Raw genomic sequence first — 13,285 nt, forward strand, 5'->3', positions numbered from 1 at the left:
GGGACGGGCCCGCCCGGAGGGTGTCCGGGCGGGCCCGCCGGAGGTGTTACTTCTCCGCGCCGGCCTCGGCGGCGGTGTCACCGGCCTCGCCGAGGTCGGCGAACGGGTTCTCCACGAGGGCGTTGGAGTGCGTCGCGGAGAGGTGGGCCAGCTGACCCTGCTCGGCGATCGGAGTGAACACCTTGTGCTGCTCCATGAGTTGAGCCTCCATTCGTTAGGGACCGCGCCGCCGGACCGGCGGTGCGTAAGGAACACTAATGAATATGATTTTCATTTTGCAAGTCCCGTTCGACAACTGTCTCGAACGGCAGGGGGTGATCCGGGTAACACACCGGCCAGCCACCCTCCGGATCGAGCCCGACCCGGCCCGCCACACCGAACACACCGGCGAGGAGCCCGGGGGTGACCACCCGCCCGGGCGGGCCGTCGGCGGCCACCCGGCCGTCCCGCAGCGCGACGATCCGGTCCGCGAACCGCGCGGCGTGCCCCAGGTCGTGCAGGACCATCAGGACGGTGAGCCCGCGTTCCTCCCGCAGCCGCACCACCGTCCGCATCACCTCCAGTTGGTGACGCAGGTCCAGATAGGTGGTGGGCTCGTCGAGCAGCAGCACCCGGGTGTCCTGGGCCAGCGCCATCGCCAGCCGCACCCGCTGCCGTTCCCCGCCGGAGAGGGCGTCCACCGGCCGGTCGGCCCAGCCGGCCACCCCCACATCGGCCAGCGCCCGGGCGCACACCGCGTCGTCGCCGTCCCTGAGCATGCCGAGCGGCCCCCGGGCGGCGTACCGTCCCTGGCGCACCAACTGCCGTACGGTCATGCCCGGTACGGCGGGCGCCGACTGATGGAGCAGGGCCACCCGGCGCGCGGCGGCCCGGCGGGAGAGCCGGGCGAGGTCGTCCCCGCCCAGCAGCACCTGGCCGCTCGTGGGTCTCAGCAGCCCGGCGCAGAGCCGCAACAGGGTGCTCTTGCCACAGCCGTTGAGGCCCACCAGGGCGACCAGCTCCCCGGCGCGGACACTCAGCTCCACCCCGTCCAGCACCTGCCGCCCGGGGTAGCCGAACCCCACTCCGGCCACCCGGAGCATCTCCCCGGCCGGTCCCGCTCCCCCGAACTCCCGGGGCAAGCCAGCCTCCTCGGGGCGGCGGTCCCCTTCCGGTGACAGATGTCCCGGCCACCGGTGGCCCGGCCCCGGGTGTCGCGCTCCCGTCACTCCTGGTCTCCTCTCACCCCTGGTCTCTCCTCACTCCTGGTCTCCTCTCCGCCGGGCCACGAGCAGCAGCAGCGCGGCTCCGGCACAGGTCGTCAACGCCCCCACCGGCACACTCAGCCGGTCCACCTCCAGCACCCGCGCCGCCACCCGGGAGAGCGACTGGGCCGCCGCGTCGGCGCCGCCCACCACCACCGCCCCGAGCAGCGCGGCCCCGGGCAGCGCCGCCCGCAGATCCGCGCCGAACAGGGCGAATGCCAGGTGCGGTACGAGCAGCCCCACGAAACCCAGGGCGCCCACCACCGAGACGGCACCGGCGGTCAGCGCCACCGCGCACCCCAGGGCGGCGAGCCGGGCCCGGTCGGTGCGCAGCCCGGCGGCGGACGCCTGCTCGTCGCCGCAGCGCAGCAGGGTCAGCGGGGCCGCCAGCGCCCAGGCGGCCAGGGCCCAGACGGCCGCCCAGGGCCAGAGCAGCCGCCAGTGCGCCCACACCCGGCCCTCGGTGGAACCGACCAGCCACTGCACCACACTGCCGAGCTCGCCGGGCGCGACCAGCAGCACCACGGCGGTGAGCCCGGAGAGCACCGCCGAGACCAGCACCCCGTGCACCGCCAGCCGGGCCGGGTCGCCCTTCTCCCGTCCGGCGACCAGCCAGAGCAGCCCCGCCCCGGCGAGGCCGCCCAGACAGGCGGCGGCGACCACGGCGGCCGGGGAACGCCAGCCGGCCAGGCCGAGACCGGTGGCGGTCACCGCCCCGAGCACGGCACCCGGGGTGACCCCGGTGACCTCCGGACCGGCCAGCGGATTGCGCAGCGCCGCCTGGAGAACGACCCCGGCCAGCCCGAGCGAGCCCCCCGCGACCAGCGCCACCAGGGCGCGTGGCAGCCGGAGTTGCAGCACCACATGACGGGCGATCGGATCGCCGCCGCCGCTCAACACCTCCCAGACGTCCGCCGGGGCGACCGCCCGGCCGGCCAGCAGCCCGGCCCCGGCGGCGGCCAGCAGGGCGAGCCCGAGCAGGGCGTACCGGCGGACGAGCCTCACCCGTACGGCGGTACGGCCGGCCGGCCGGGCACCCTCCCGGGTCAGCGGAGCGGGGCCGGTCATCGGCGGCCTCCCGTGCGCAGCAGGATCACGCCCGCCGGTACGCCGAGCAGTGCGGTCCAGGCGCCGACCGGAGTTTCCACCGGCGCCAGGGCGAGCCGGGCCGGCAGATCGGCACCGGCCACGGCGAGCGCGCCGCAGAGCGCGGACCAGGGCAGCCAGCCGACCGCGTCGGTGTCCGGGCGCAGCCGCCGGGCGAGATGCGGGGCGAGGAAGCCCACCCAGGCGACCGGGCCGCAGACGGCCACCACCGGGGCGATCAGCAGGACCGCGATGGCGAGCGCGGCGAGCCGGGCGCGGCGCACCCGCACCCCGAGCGCCCGGGCGTCGTCGTCCCCGAGCCTGAGCACCCCCAGGACCGGGGCGCAGAGCACCAGCGCGGGCACGGCCGCGAGCAGCCAGGGCCAGAGTCCGGTGAGGTCGTCCCAGGTCCGGGCGGAGAGGCTGCCGAGCAGATAGCGGTAGATGAGCTGGAGGTCCAGCTGGTCGGCGAGGACCATCAGGACCAGCAGGGCGGCCTGGAGGGCGGCGGCTACGGCCGCCCCGGTCAGCAGCACCGCCGAGGGGCTGCGCCCGAACCCGGCGGCAAGCAGGGTGAGCAGCCCGCCGGCCGCCGCACCGGCCAGCGCCGCCAGCGGCTGGACGACGGCGGGCACCGGGAGCGCGAGCACCAGCGGCGCGGCCACCCCCAGCGCCGCCCCACTGGAGACGCCGAGCATCTCCGGGACGGCGAGCGGATTGCGCAGCGCCTCCTGGAGCACCAGCCCGGCCGCGCCCAGACAGCCGCCCGCGACCAGGGCCAGCAGCAGCCTGGGCAGCCGCAGTTCACCGACCACCACCCCGGCCAGGCCGTCGCCGGTGAGAGCCCCGGGCAGGGCGGTGGGCGCCAGCGTGGGCGTACCGGCGCAGAGCGCGGCTCCGGTCACCAGGAGCAGCAGCGCCCCGGCGACGGGCAGCTGCCACCGCGCCCCGCTCGCCCGGCGCCGCCCCACCGACCCGGACGGAGCCGCACCGGCCGGCCCGCCCGGGGCGACAGCGGCCGGGCCGGGTGAAGTCCGGTCGATCGCTGAGGAGTTGACCGTGACCGCTCCCGGGTCGGTTACGGCCGCGGACGAGGCGGCCGCCTCCGGAGTCGTACCGAAGGAGGTCGCGCCCGGGCCTTCCGGGTCCGGGGTATCCGGGTCCGGGGTATCCGGGTCCGGGGCATTCGCGCCCGGGGCATCCGGGTACGCGGCGGACACGCCCGGGCCGTTCGCGTCCGGGGCGCTCGGGTGCGGGGCGGCCGGGTGCGGGGCGGCCGGGTGCGGGACGACCCCGTTCCGGGTTCCGTCGGCGGTCATGCCAGCGCGGCCGTCGCCTCGTCGAGGACGAGGGAGAGGGAGCGGGTGCCGCGCCCCTTGGCCCAGACCTCGGCGTCCACCTCGTGCACCCTGCCCTCCCGGACCGCCGGAATCCGGGACCAGAGCGGGTTCTTGGCCAGTTTGTCGGAGAGCTTGCCGCTCGCCGGTCCGCCGAAGGAGAGCGTCTCCACGAAGAGCACGTCCACGTCCCGGGCGAGGATCTCCTCCAGGCTGTAGGTGCCGTCGACTCCCCGGCTGCTCCACGGATAGTCGGTGAGTCTCGGCAGCAGACCGGCGGTGACGTCGTCGCCGGGGGTGGCGACGCCGAAGTTCTCGTCGCTGCCGAAGACGATCAGTGCGGTCTTGTCGCTGCGCGCCCGTTCGGCGCGGGCGAGCTTGGTGCGGAAGGCCCGCTCGGCCGCCTCACCCTGCCGGGTGCGCCCGGTGAGCGCGGCCAGATCACGGAGATAGCCGACACTGTCCTGCCAACTCCCGGGCTGTACGGGCCAGAAGGCCGTGGCGCCCTGGAGGGCGGGGGCCAGCTTGCCGTGGGTGTCCGCCAGCCCGATCACCAGATCCGGCTTCTGGGCGAGGATCGCCTCGGCCTCGGGGGCGAGGAACCCGCCGGGTATCGCCGGGATCCGGTCCGCCCGCGCCCGGCCGAGAAACTTCGGATGGGCCAGCAGCCGGGAGTTGGTGGCGGCCGGGGTCATGCCGAGTTCGGTCAGCATGTCGTCGCAGAGGGCGACCAGACAGACGATCCGGCGGGGTGGCCGCTCGGTGGCGACAGTGACACCCCGGGCGTCGGTGATCCGGCGGGCGGCGGTGATGGGCCGGACCGAGGTGGTGGTTCTCGGCCCCTCCTGGCCCGAGGCGGCGGTGTCCTCGGTGGCGGTGGCGCCGCAGCCGGTGAGCAGGGTGCCGAGGACGGCGGCGGCCGTCCAGCGGCGGACATGGGCGATCAACTTCCTTGAGGGCATGGCGTTTTCCGTACTCCACAGAAGAGGGGTCACAGCGAGGGGGCACAGCGAAAGGGGCGACGGCACTCCCGCCGGCAAGTCGCCACATGATAATCATTATCAACAATCCACCACTTCCACCAGCCCCCGGAGTCCGCCATGCCCCGCCCACCGCGCCCCCTTCCGGACCACACACCGCACTCCCTCCCGGATCGCTCACGGACCGCCCCCGCGGACCGCGCACCGGCCTCCCCGGCGTACGGCTCACCCGCCCCCGCGCGGCAGCCGTCCCGGACCGGCTCGCGGCGGCTGCCGCCCCGGCTGCTCGTGGCCGACCAGGTGGCGGGGACGGTGCGGGTGCTGGACCTGCCGGACGGCCGGCTCGCCGGTGAGCTGACCGGCCGGCATCTCGCGGAGCACGCCGGGTTCCTGGCACTCCCCGGCGGCCGGTGGGCCTTCGCGGACGATCTGGCGGGCGAGGTGGTGGTGCTCGATCCCTACGGCCCCGATCACGGCCGGCCCCTGGTCGCCGCCACCGCCCCGGTCGCCGTTCCGGCCGAACATCTGGCCGCCGATCCCTCCGGCCGGTTGCTGGCCGTCTCGACCGGGCTCGGCCGCGACGAGGCCGCGTGGAGCGATCTGCTCACCGCCGTCGACCTGGCGGCCCCCGGCGGGCCGCGCGCGGTGCGGGTCCGGACCCGCACCGGCGAGCCGGGGGTGACGGTGCTGGGCCCGCCGGACGACGCCCTGGTGGTGCTCCGTCACCGGGAGCCGGGTGCGCTCGCGGCGTACCGGCACGCCGAGTTGCTGGCCGCCGCGCCCGGCTGCCCGGCCGTCGGGGCCGCGTACGGGCTTCCGCTGCCCGACCCCGACGGGCACGGCGACGCCCAGGACCCGTGCACCGGACGGGTGTTCGCGGCGACGGGCTCCGGGGTGCACCGGGCCCGGCGGGCCGGCGAGGGGCTGGTGGCCGAGGAGCCGCTCGCCTGGGCGGGCCCGGGGCGCGGCTACTATCTGCGGCTCGACCCGGGGCGCCGGGCGCTCTGGTCCTGCGTCCGGGGCGGCCCGGCCGACCCGGGGCGCTGGCCGGAGTGGTCGAACGACGCCTGGTGCCACGCGCTGGACACCGGCCGTACCGAGCGGGTGCCGCTCGGCCCCGGCCTGGTCTTCCGGCTGGCCCTCACCGACCGGCACGCCGCCTTCGCCCGCGTCCACCCGGACGGTGACGAACTGATCCTGCTCACCCCCGGGCCGGCCGGCGTCCGGACGGTGGCCCGCCGGCCACTGCCGCCCATGGCCGGGGCGCCCCGGCCCGGCTCGACCCCCTGGGACGGTGTGCAGCGCCGGGCGATCGCCGGTTCACCGGGGGCCGGATTCACCGCCGTCAGCCGGGGCGGTCACGGCGAGATTCACCTATTCGACGGAACCGAACCGGTCGCCACCCTGACCGTGCCCACCCCGCTCGACGACGGCGGCCACCTCGCCCTGACCGCCCCGGACGACGGGGCGGAGGGTGACCCGGTGGGCCGGTGACCGGGCCGCTGAGGGCACCCGGCAGGCGTACCCGGGCCGTTGACCCGGCCGGCGGTGATCGCACGAGGAGCGCGAGCGGGACCGGGAACGGCACCGGAACGCGCCGGAGCGCGACCGCCCCCGGTTTGTGAATCCATTCACCCACCCCCTTGGCCGGGCGGGCGATCCATGCTGAACTGCGTCCCGACCCAACGGCCCAACGGTGTGCTCGGGGAGGGCAAGTGGCGGAAACCGCCGTGTCTGGTTCCGGAACGACCGAGAGTGACGATCCCCTCCGGGCCGCGGTGTGGCGGCTGCGTTCCCGAGGCTGCTGGACCGACGCGGCGGCGCTGCTGGCGCCGCACGCCACCGAGCCCGCCGTCGCGGTGGAGCGGGCGGCCCTGCTGATCGAGCGCTGTCTCTACACCGAGCGCGGCTGGGCCGAGGCCGAGACGGCGGTACGGCTGGCCGAGGCGGTCGCCCGGAAGGGCGGGGAACGCGGCGCCGCCGCCTGCGAGCGCGGCCATCTCGCCTACGCGGCCACCCTGCTGGGCGTACGGGACCGGGCCGACGAGGCGCGTGCGGCACTGGGCCGGGCGGCCGCGCTGGTCGCCCCGGACTCCCCCGGCCGGCCGCTGCTGGACTTCCGGCGCGGGCTGGTCGCCCAGGACCTGAGCGACTCCCCGCAGGCCGCGCGGGCCGCCTACCGCCGGGCCCATACCGGCGCCGCCGCGCTCGGGGACACCCTGCTGCTCTCCTCCACCTGGCGCCACCTCGCCGGACTGGCCCTGCGGGAAGGCGAGTTGGCCGAGGCCCGGCACGGTTTCGCCGAGTCGCTGCGGATCCGCGAGGAGCTGGGACACCTGGTGGGTACGGCTCCGGCGCTCGCGGCGCTGGCGGACGCCGAACCCGAACCTGAGGCGAGCCGGCTGCGCGCCGAGGCCTGGCGGCTGTTCCGGCTGCTGGGCGGGGTGCCCACCTGGCTGGGCGGCCGGCTGGCCCCCCGTCCGGCGGCCTGAGCGGGACCGGCGGCCGGGGAACGGTCGCCGCGGCGGGGCGGGTGGAACGGGCCCGGGATCGGCTCCGGACAGAGCATGCGTGCCGGAACCCGCCCCGGCCGGGCGGCTCGGATCAGTCCCCGGCGGAGCGGGCGGGCCGCAGCCGGATCAGGGTCTCGTCGGTGCCGATCACCAGGGTCCCGCCCCCGGCGACCGCGACCGCGCGGACCGGCACACCCGGCCGGAAGGACAGTGTCCGCGCCGCGTCCGTGTCCGCCCCGCCCGCGTCCGCCGCCTTCGCGCCCGTGCCCACCGTGTCCGGGTCGGCCGCCTTCGCGCCCGAGTCCACCGTGTCCGGGTCCGTACGGGTGTCCATCGCGCTCCCCGCCCCGGCCCGGCGGAGTTCCACCAGTCCGTCCCCCCAGGCGACGGCGAGCAGTCCGCCGCCGGCGCCCAGGGCGACGACCGGGCAGGGCCGGGACGCCAGCGGGCGCGGGCGCGCCGACCGTCCGGGGACCCAGCCCCGTACCGTGCCGTCGGCCCCGCCGGAGTAGACGACGGAGCGCGCCCCGGACGTGCCGGGCATGGCCGTCAGGGCGGTGACCCGGCCGGAGTGGGCGGCCGTCTGCTCGACCCCGCCGAGGCCGAAGGCGTGCACCGAACCGGTCCGGTCGCCCACCAGCACGGTGGGACCGGCGGTCGCCAGCGCGGTGCCCGGGTGCCGTTCCAGAGTGGCCGCCACCGCCCGGACCAGCCGGTCGGCCGGGCCGCCCGCGCTGTGCAGGCGACCCCGCTCGTCCAGCAGCAGCGGCGTCCCGTCCGGGGCGGCGGCGAGGGCCCGGGGCCGTGTCCCGGTCGCGAGCGCTCCGCCGGGGCCGTCCGCCATCCCGGACCGGTCGGCCGCCAGCAGCAGGTCACGGTGGGCCGCCAGCGCGACGGCACCCCGGGGCTCGGTGGGCGCGGCCCGCCAGGCGGTGCCCACGGCCAGGGCGGCGAGCGCGGCGCGCACCTCCGGGTGGGCGTCCCCGGGCAGGGCGGTCAGCAGTATCAGCGCCCGGTCGGCCGGCGCGCCCTCCCGGACCAGGGCCTGACCCGCCCGCAACCAGGCCCGGCGCAGTCCGCCGTGGCCGGCGGCGCCGGACTCGTACCCGGCGGTCACCCGCAGCGGGTCGGCCGCGCAGACCGCCACCGGATCACCGAGGGCGACGGGCCCGGCCCCTGTCCCACCGGCCGGCCGGTCCGGCCCGGCGCCCGGCGGACCGGACGGCTCCGGCGGCTGGACCAGCTCGACCGGGAGCAGCGGGGCCAGCTCCCGGGCCAGCTCGGCGGCGCCCGGGCAGTCGGGCAGCTCCACCGGGCCGGGACGCCGGTGACCCGCCAGCACGGCGGAGAGCAGTTCGGCGGGCGTCCCGGCCACCACTCCCAGTCGGTTCGCCAGCGCCCACACCGCGACCCGCACGCGCCCTCCCCCTCACATTCCGATTATTCCGATGATCCGTTTTTGCGACGATCCCCGCCGTTTCCGGTGATCCGCTGCTTCCTGTGCACGGCCGCTTTCCGTGCACGGCCGTTCTCTGTGCACGGCCGTTTCCGATGGACGGCTGCTTCCGTTCCCCGGCCCCGTCCGCCACCCCCGGGCCGGCCTCCGGGTCCGCGCCCGGGTCCGGTTCCGCCTCCGGGTCCGGGTCCGGGCGGCTCAGCCCTTGGCGCCGGTGAAGTGCTCCCGCACCAGGGACTCGACCACCGTCAGGTCCCGGGCGATCAGCGCCTCCAGCAGCGCGCCGTGCTCGGCCGCGTCCGCCACCAGATCCGCCCGACGCTCGGCCGGGACGCTGACCAGCGGCCACTGGGAGCGGCGGTGCAGGTCCTCCGCGACGGCCACCAGTTGCTCATTGCCCGCCAGCGCGAGCACGGCCCGGTGGAAGGCACGGTCCGACTCGGCGTAGTGGGCCCGGTCGCCCCGGGCGGCGGCGGTGGCGGTGGCCTCGGCGAGCGGACGCAGCCGTGCCCACTGGCCGGCGGGCACGGTGCGGGCCAGCCGCAGCATCACCGGGACCTCGATCAGCGCCCGGACCTCCACCAGCTCCGCCAGTTCCCTGGAGGTGCGCTCGATCACCCGGAAGCCCCGGTTCGGCACCACCTCGACGGCGCCCTCCAGGGCCAGCTGCTGCATCGCCTCACGCACCGGGGTGGCCGACACCCCGAGGCGCAGCCCGAGCGCGGGCGCCGAGTACACCTCACCGGGCACCAGCTCGCCGTCGACGAGCGCGCTGCGCAGCGCGGTGAGAACCTGGCCCCGTACCGAGTGGCGTACCACCGGGGACGCGGCGGCGTCCGGCGGGCCGGGTTGCGCCGGCAGCGCGCCGTGCCTGCTCGCCTGCTCCACTCGGGTCCTCCTGCCGCCGGGTCTGCGGACCCGGCTCGCGGCGCACGGGTCCCGCGTGCACCATAAGCAAACAGAGGCCGAACAGTCCCGTCGAAACGATCCGGTAAGGTAAGGCTTACCTGCTAACGATCGCGATTCGGTGGTCCTGCATGTCCCCCACACTGCTTTCCGCTCTGCCCTCGCCCGTCGCGGACGCCTATGCCCGGCTGGCGGAGGTCTTCCCCGGGCTGCGCGTCGGCGAGCTGGCGGAGGACGAACGGGCGCCGCGCGGCGGCGCCTGGGTGGGCGCGGACGAGCTCGCGGCCGGCGGCGCGGAGCTGGACGCCTTTCTGGCTTGGGACGACGCCCAGGTGCTGCGGGACTACGGCGAGCGGGGCCGGCCCGATGTGATCGCCTCCTTCGGTCTGCACCGGTACGCCTGGACCGCCTGTCTGCTGGTGACCATTCCGTGGTTCCTGCGCCGCCGGGTGCCCCGGGTGCCCGCCGCCGATGTCTCCTTCGAGCGGGTGCGCGGCCGGATGGCCGTCCGGGTGCGGCAGTTCGCCTGCCTGCCCGGTGACCCGGCCGCCGCGCTGCCCGGCGCCCGGGTGGTGCCGGACGAGGAGGCGCTCCGGGCCGAGGTGCGGGCCGCCGTCGCCGAACACCTGGACCCGGTGCTGGGCGGCTTCGGCCCCCGGATGCGGCGCGGCAAGCGGGCGCTGTGGGGCATGGTGACGGACGAGATCGTCGAGAGCCTCTGGTACGTCTCCCACCTGCTGGGCGAGGAGTCCCGCGCCCGGACCGAGCTGGAGCTGCTGCTGCCGGGTGCCACCAAGCCGTACGTCGGCACGGCCGCCTTCCGGGAGCTGACCGGACCGGACGGGACGCCGCTGCCGACCCGCGACCGGGCGAGCTGCTGCCTCTTCTACACCGTGCGCCCGGACGACACCTGTGTGACCTGCCCGCGCACCTGTGACGCCGAGCGCGTCCGCCGACTGAGCGCCTCCGCCTGACCGGTCGGCGCGACGCCTCGCGCCACCTCGTGCCGACAGGGCCGTCCGGGGGATTCACGCCACCCGGACGAGTGGTTTCATGCGCCACCTGACTCGAACGTAACTCCATCTCACCAAGCGTCAGTTCGAGGGAATCGTACCTATTCGTATGCCGTCCGTCCCCGACCGCGTTCTCTTGCGCGAAAAGCCGGTGGGCTCTCCGCCTCCTCGGTCACTATGACGCCGGGCGAGTGAGCCGAAGGGGGCGCTCCGGTGCCGGCTTCCGGCGCCGACGGAGGCGGATCGAGCCCAGGTTGACCGAAGGGCCCCACCGCGACGCGAGGAACACCGCATGAGAATGACCGACATGGCGCTGGACTGGCTGCTTCCCGGCGGCGTGATGCTCGTGGGGGCCCTGGCGGCGGTCGCGGTGCTCACCCGGGGCAGGCGCGCCGCCGGAAAGACGGCCGCCGCCGACGACTCCTGGGAGCGCAGCGAGGAGCGGCGCCGGCGCAAGGAGGCCGTCTACGGCACCGCCTCCTATCTGCTGCTCTTCTGCTGCGCCGCAGTGGCCGCCGCGCTCTCCTTCCACGGTCTGGTCGGCTTCGGCCGGCAGAACCTCAATCTCAGCGGCGGCTGGGAGTATCTGGTGCCGTTCGGGCTGGACGGCGCGGCGATGTTCTGCTCGGTGCTCGCGGTGCGCGAGGCCAGCCACGGCGACGCGGCCCTCGGCTCCCGGCTCCTGGTGTGGCTGTTCGCCGGGGCGGCCGCCTGGTTCAACTGGGTGCACGCTCCCCGGGGCCTGGACCACGCGGGTGCCCCGCAGTTCTTCGCGGGCATGTCGCTGTCGGCGGCGGTGCTGTTCGACCGGGCGCTCAAGCAGACCCGGCGGGCCGCCCTCCGGGAGCAGGGCCTGGTGCCCCGGCCGCTTCCTCAGATCCGGGTGGTCCGCTGGCTGCGGGCGCCCCGGGAGACCTTCGGCGCCTGGTCGCTGATGCTGCTGGAGGGCGTCCGCACGCTGGACGAGGCGGTGGACGAGGTGCGGGAGGACCGGCGCCAGAAGGAGCTGGAGCGACAGCGCCGCCGCGAGCAGCAGAAGCTGGAGCGGGCCCGGATCAAGGCGCTGAACCGGCAGCACCGCGCCCGGTTCGGCCGGGGCGGCCGGCAGATCGGCATGGTGCCCCCGGTGACCGGGCCTCAGGTGGAGGTGGAGGTCGGCCACGTCGGCTCCGGTTCCGCCCCGGCCGCCGTGGGGCCCGCCGTCGCGGAGCCCGCCATAACCGGGCCAGGACAGCTGCCGCTTCGATCCCGGCCCTCCCTGCAAGCCGTGACCGGCACTGAGCACCCCCGGACCGCCGCCCCGGGCACCGACCCCCGTCCCCGGTCGGCCGCCCCGGGGGCCGACCACCGGTCCCGGTCGGCCGCCCCGGGCGGCGGGCAGGCCCGGGCGGAGACCCGTACGGTCGATCTCACCGCCGAGGACGACACCCAGAGTCTCCCCCGGCTCGACTCCCTGGAGCGCAAACTCGCCGATCTGGAGCAGCAGTTCGGCTGAGCCGACCGGTCCTCGCGCCACGGCGCCGCCGGGCCGGACAGCAGGAGCGACCGCCCACCCCGGACGGCGGGTAGCGCCCGGCGCGGACGGCCGGAAGCGGCGGCCGTCCGCGCCACCTGCTCCCGCCGCTCCCCCTATCGCCCGTGCCCCGGTCTCCGCCCGACCGGGGCACGGGCTCGTCCGCCGGCCGCCGGAGCCGTACCGACGCACCCGCTCGCCGTCAGCCGGCCGGCTCCAGCCGTACCGCGTCCGGGCACGGCCCTTCCTCCGGCTTCGACCCTTCCGCCACCGCCGGCAGCGGCTCGCCCGTGAACCCGGTGATCGCGGACTCGTCGCTGTACAGCACATTGCCGGAGGAGCACTGGCGCGGGCGGTCGGGAAGCCGCCAGACGGAGAGCGCGGCATGGGTGCCGGTGTGGTCGAAGGTGGCGCCGGAGACGGTGTTCCGGTTGCTGAAGTCCGTGACACGCACCGGGTCGCCGCTGACCCGGGCGAAGGTGGTGGTGCCGGTCACCCGGTTGTCGTTGCTCTCCAGCGCCAGATAGACGCCGTGCATACAGCCGCCGCACTCGCCGTTGACCAGATCGAGGAAGGCGTTGTTCTGGATCAGCGTGTGATCCGCGTAGTTGAGGTGGACGGCGCCGAACCCGCTGGCGGGGCCGCCGATCTCCTTGAAGACATTGCCCCGGATGGTGGCCCCGGTGATCCGCTTGCCCGGCCCGGTGCCGGTGCCGCGCAGCATGATGCCGCCAATGGTGTAGCGCAGCACGGTGAAGCCGGTGAAGGAGAGCCGGGTCTCGGTGGGCATGACCTTCAGCCAGTACTCTGCCGTCCGCCCGCCGTCGAACACCGGCCGCCCGGTGCCGGGTTCGGCCGCGAAGTCGATGCTCCGCGCCCCGGTGGGGTGCAGCTGCTGCTGCGGCAGCCGGTAGGTGCCGCCCCGGAAGAGCACGGTCACGGCGCCGGTCGCGCCGCGCTTCGCGACGACCCGCTCCACCCCGGCGATGTCGGCCACCGGGGCACTCTTGGTCCCGTCGCCCTCGTTCCGGCCGTCGGGGCTCACATGGACGGTCGCGTCCACGGCCGGGGCGGCGGCGCCCCGGCCGCTCCCGGCCGCCGTCCGTACCGGCGCACTCGCCGCCGGGGCCACCAGCCCGCCCACGAGCAGACCGGCCACCATCGCCACCAACCCGGTTCTCCGCATACCTCGTTCGCCTCCCGAGACTCCGCTTCGCCGGACGGGCACACGTGTCGC

At 76.2% G+C, this 13,285-nt stretch carries 12 protein-coding genes; 4 read left to right on the forward strand and 8 right to left on the reverse strand.

Translation table 11 applies throughout. From position 1 onward, the window contains the following. Nucleotides 1-46 precede the first annotated feature (46 nt). The 5 genes from amiA to NX801_RS07080 all read right to left on the reverse strand — a co-directional run bounded on the left by amiA (nucleotide 47) and on the right by NX801_RS07080 (nucleotide 4,629). Entirely contained in the window at nucleotides 47-196 is a 150-nt protein-coding gene (gene amiA, locus NX801_RS07060) for a streptamidine family RiPP (RefSeq protein WP_258786240.1), read from the reverse strand. Nucleotides 197-254: 58 nt separating this feature from the next. Beyond that, complete coding sequence (locus NX801_RS07065; protein ID WP_258786431.1) at nucleotides 255-1,082, reverse strand: ABC transporter ATP-binding protein; 828 nt, start codon at nucleotides 1,080-1,082, stop codon at nucleotides 255-257. 156 nt (nucleotides 1,083-1,238) lie between these two features. Next, complete coding sequence (locus NX801_RS07070) at nucleotides 1,239-2,312, reverse strand: FecCD family ABC transporter permease (protein ID WP_258786241.1); 1,074 nt, start codon at nucleotides 2,310-2,312, stop codon at nucleotides 1,239-1,241. Further along, nucleotides 2,309-3,265 carry a FecCD family ABC transporter permease gene (locus NX801_RS07075; protein WP_428986090.1) on the reverse strand — a complete coding sequence of 319 codons (957 nt, stop codon included), beginning with the start codon at nucleotides 3,263-3,265 and terminating at the stop codon, nucleotides 2,309-2,311. The genes NX801_RS07070 and NX801_RS07075 overlap by 4 nt, the downstream gene beginning before the upstream one ends. A 380-nt stretch (nucleotides 3,266-3,645) precedes the next feature. Next, the gene (locus NX801_RS07080; RefSeq protein WP_258786243.1) at nucleotides 3,646-4,629 is read right to left on the reverse strand and encodes an ABC transporter substrate-binding protein; all 984 of its coding nucleotides are present in this window, start codon (nucleotides 4,627-4,629) and stop codon (nucleotides 3,646-3,648) included. 306 nt (nucleotides 4,630-4,935) lie between these two features. Between NX801_RS07080 and NX801_RS07085 the strand changes: the two genes are divergently transcribed. Then, nucleotides 4,936-6,141: a hypothetical protein gene (locus tag NX801_RS07085; protein WP_258786244.1), complete on the forward strand. Its 1,206-nt coding sequence runs from the start codon at nucleotides 4,936-4,938 to the stop codon at nucleotides 6,139-6,141. Between the two features lie 221 nt (nucleotides 6,142-6,362). After that, nucleotides 6,363-7,139 (forward strand): hypothetical protein, encoded by a 777-nt coding sequence (locus NX801_RS07090; protein WP_258786245.1) that lies wholly within the window; start codon nucleotides 6,363-6,365, stop codon nucleotides 7,137-7,139. A 112-nt stretch (nucleotides 7,140-7,251) separates the two neighbouring features. Here NX801_RS07090 and NX801_RS07095 read toward each other — a convergent pair whose 3' ends face one another. Next, on the reverse strand, nucleotides 7,252-8,577 hold the full coding sequence (locus NX801_RS07095) for a serine/threonine-protein kinase (protein ID WP_258786246.1): 1,326 nt from the start codon (nucleotides 8,575-8,577) through the stop codon (nucleotides 7,252-7,254). A gap of 237 nt (nucleotides 8,578-8,814) precedes the next feature. Further along, the gene (locus NX801_RS07100; RefSeq protein WP_258786247.1) at nucleotides 8,815-9,504 is read right to left on the reverse strand and encodes a GntR family transcriptional regulator; all 690 of its coding nucleotides are present in this window, start codon (nucleotides 9,502-9,504) and stop codon (nucleotides 8,815-8,817) included. A gap of 149 nt (nucleotides 9,505-9,653) precedes the next feature. Between NX801_RS07100 and NX801_RS07105 the strand changes: the two genes are divergently transcribed. Both NX801_RS07105 and NX801_RS07110 read left to right on the forward strand, forming a co-directional pair. Then, nucleotides 9,654-10,496 (forward strand): (2Fe-2S)-binding protein, encoded by an 843-nt coding sequence (locus NX801_RS07105; RefSeq protein WP_258786249.1) that lies wholly within the window; start codon nucleotides 9,654-9,656, stop codon nucleotides 10,494-10,496. A gap of 331 nt (nucleotides 10,497-10,827) precedes the next feature. Next, nucleotides 10,828-12,030 (forward strand): DUF2637 domain-containing protein, encoded by a 1,203-nt coding sequence (locus NX801_RS07110; protein ID WP_258786250.1) that lies wholly within the window; start codon nucleotides 10,828-10,830, stop codon nucleotides 12,028-12,030. Between the two features lie 220 nt (nucleotides 12,031-12,250). On the opposite strand, the gene NX801_RS07115 is transcribed toward NX801_RS07110, so the two are convergent. Then, nucleotides 12,251-13,234, reverse strand: a complete 984-nt coding sequence (locus tag NX801_RS07115; RefSeq protein ID WP_258786251.1) for a right-handed parallel beta-helix repeat-containing protein — start codon at nucleotides 13,232-13,234, stop codon at nucleotides 12,251-12,253. Between the last annotated feature and the right edge of the window lie 51 nt (nucleotides 13,235-13,285).

Source organism: Streptomyces pyxinae (genome assembly GCF_024756275.1).
Classification (GTDB): Bacteria; Actinomycetota; Actinomycetes; order Streptomycetales; family Streptomycetaceae; genus Streptomyces; species Streptomyces pyxinae.

Bases quoted from the DNA above. Each gene is read 5' to 3' on its own strand.
- amiA (WP_258786240.1), bottom strand. From the start codon at position 196: ATGGAGCAGCACAAGGTGTTCACTCCGATCGCCGAGCAGGGTCAGCTG.
- NX801_RS07065 (WP_258786431.1), bottom strand. From the start codon at position 1,082: ATGCTCCGGGTGGCCGGAGTGGGGTTCGGCTACCCCGGGCGGCAGGTG.
- NX801_RS07070 (WP_258786241.1), bottom strand. From the start codon at position 2,312: ATGACCGGCCCCGCTCCGCTGACCCGGGAGGGTGCCCGGCCGGCCGGC.
- NX801_RS07080 (WP_258786243.1), bottom strand. From the start codon at position 4,629: ATGCCCTCAAGGAAGTTGATCGCCCATGTCCGCCGCTGGACGGCCGCC.
- NX801_RS07105 (WP_258786249.1), top strand. From the start codon at position 9,654: ATGTCCCCCACACTGCTTTCCGCTCTGCCCTCGCCCGTCGCGGACGCC.
- NX801_RS07110 (WP_258786250.1), top strand. From the start codon at position 10,828: ATGAGAATGACCGACATGGCGCTGGACTGGCTGCTTCCCGGCGGCGTG.
- NX801_RS07115 (WP_258786251.1), bottom strand. From the start codon at position 13,234: ATGCGGAGAACCGGGTTGGTGGCGATGGTGGCCGGTCTGCTCGTGGGC.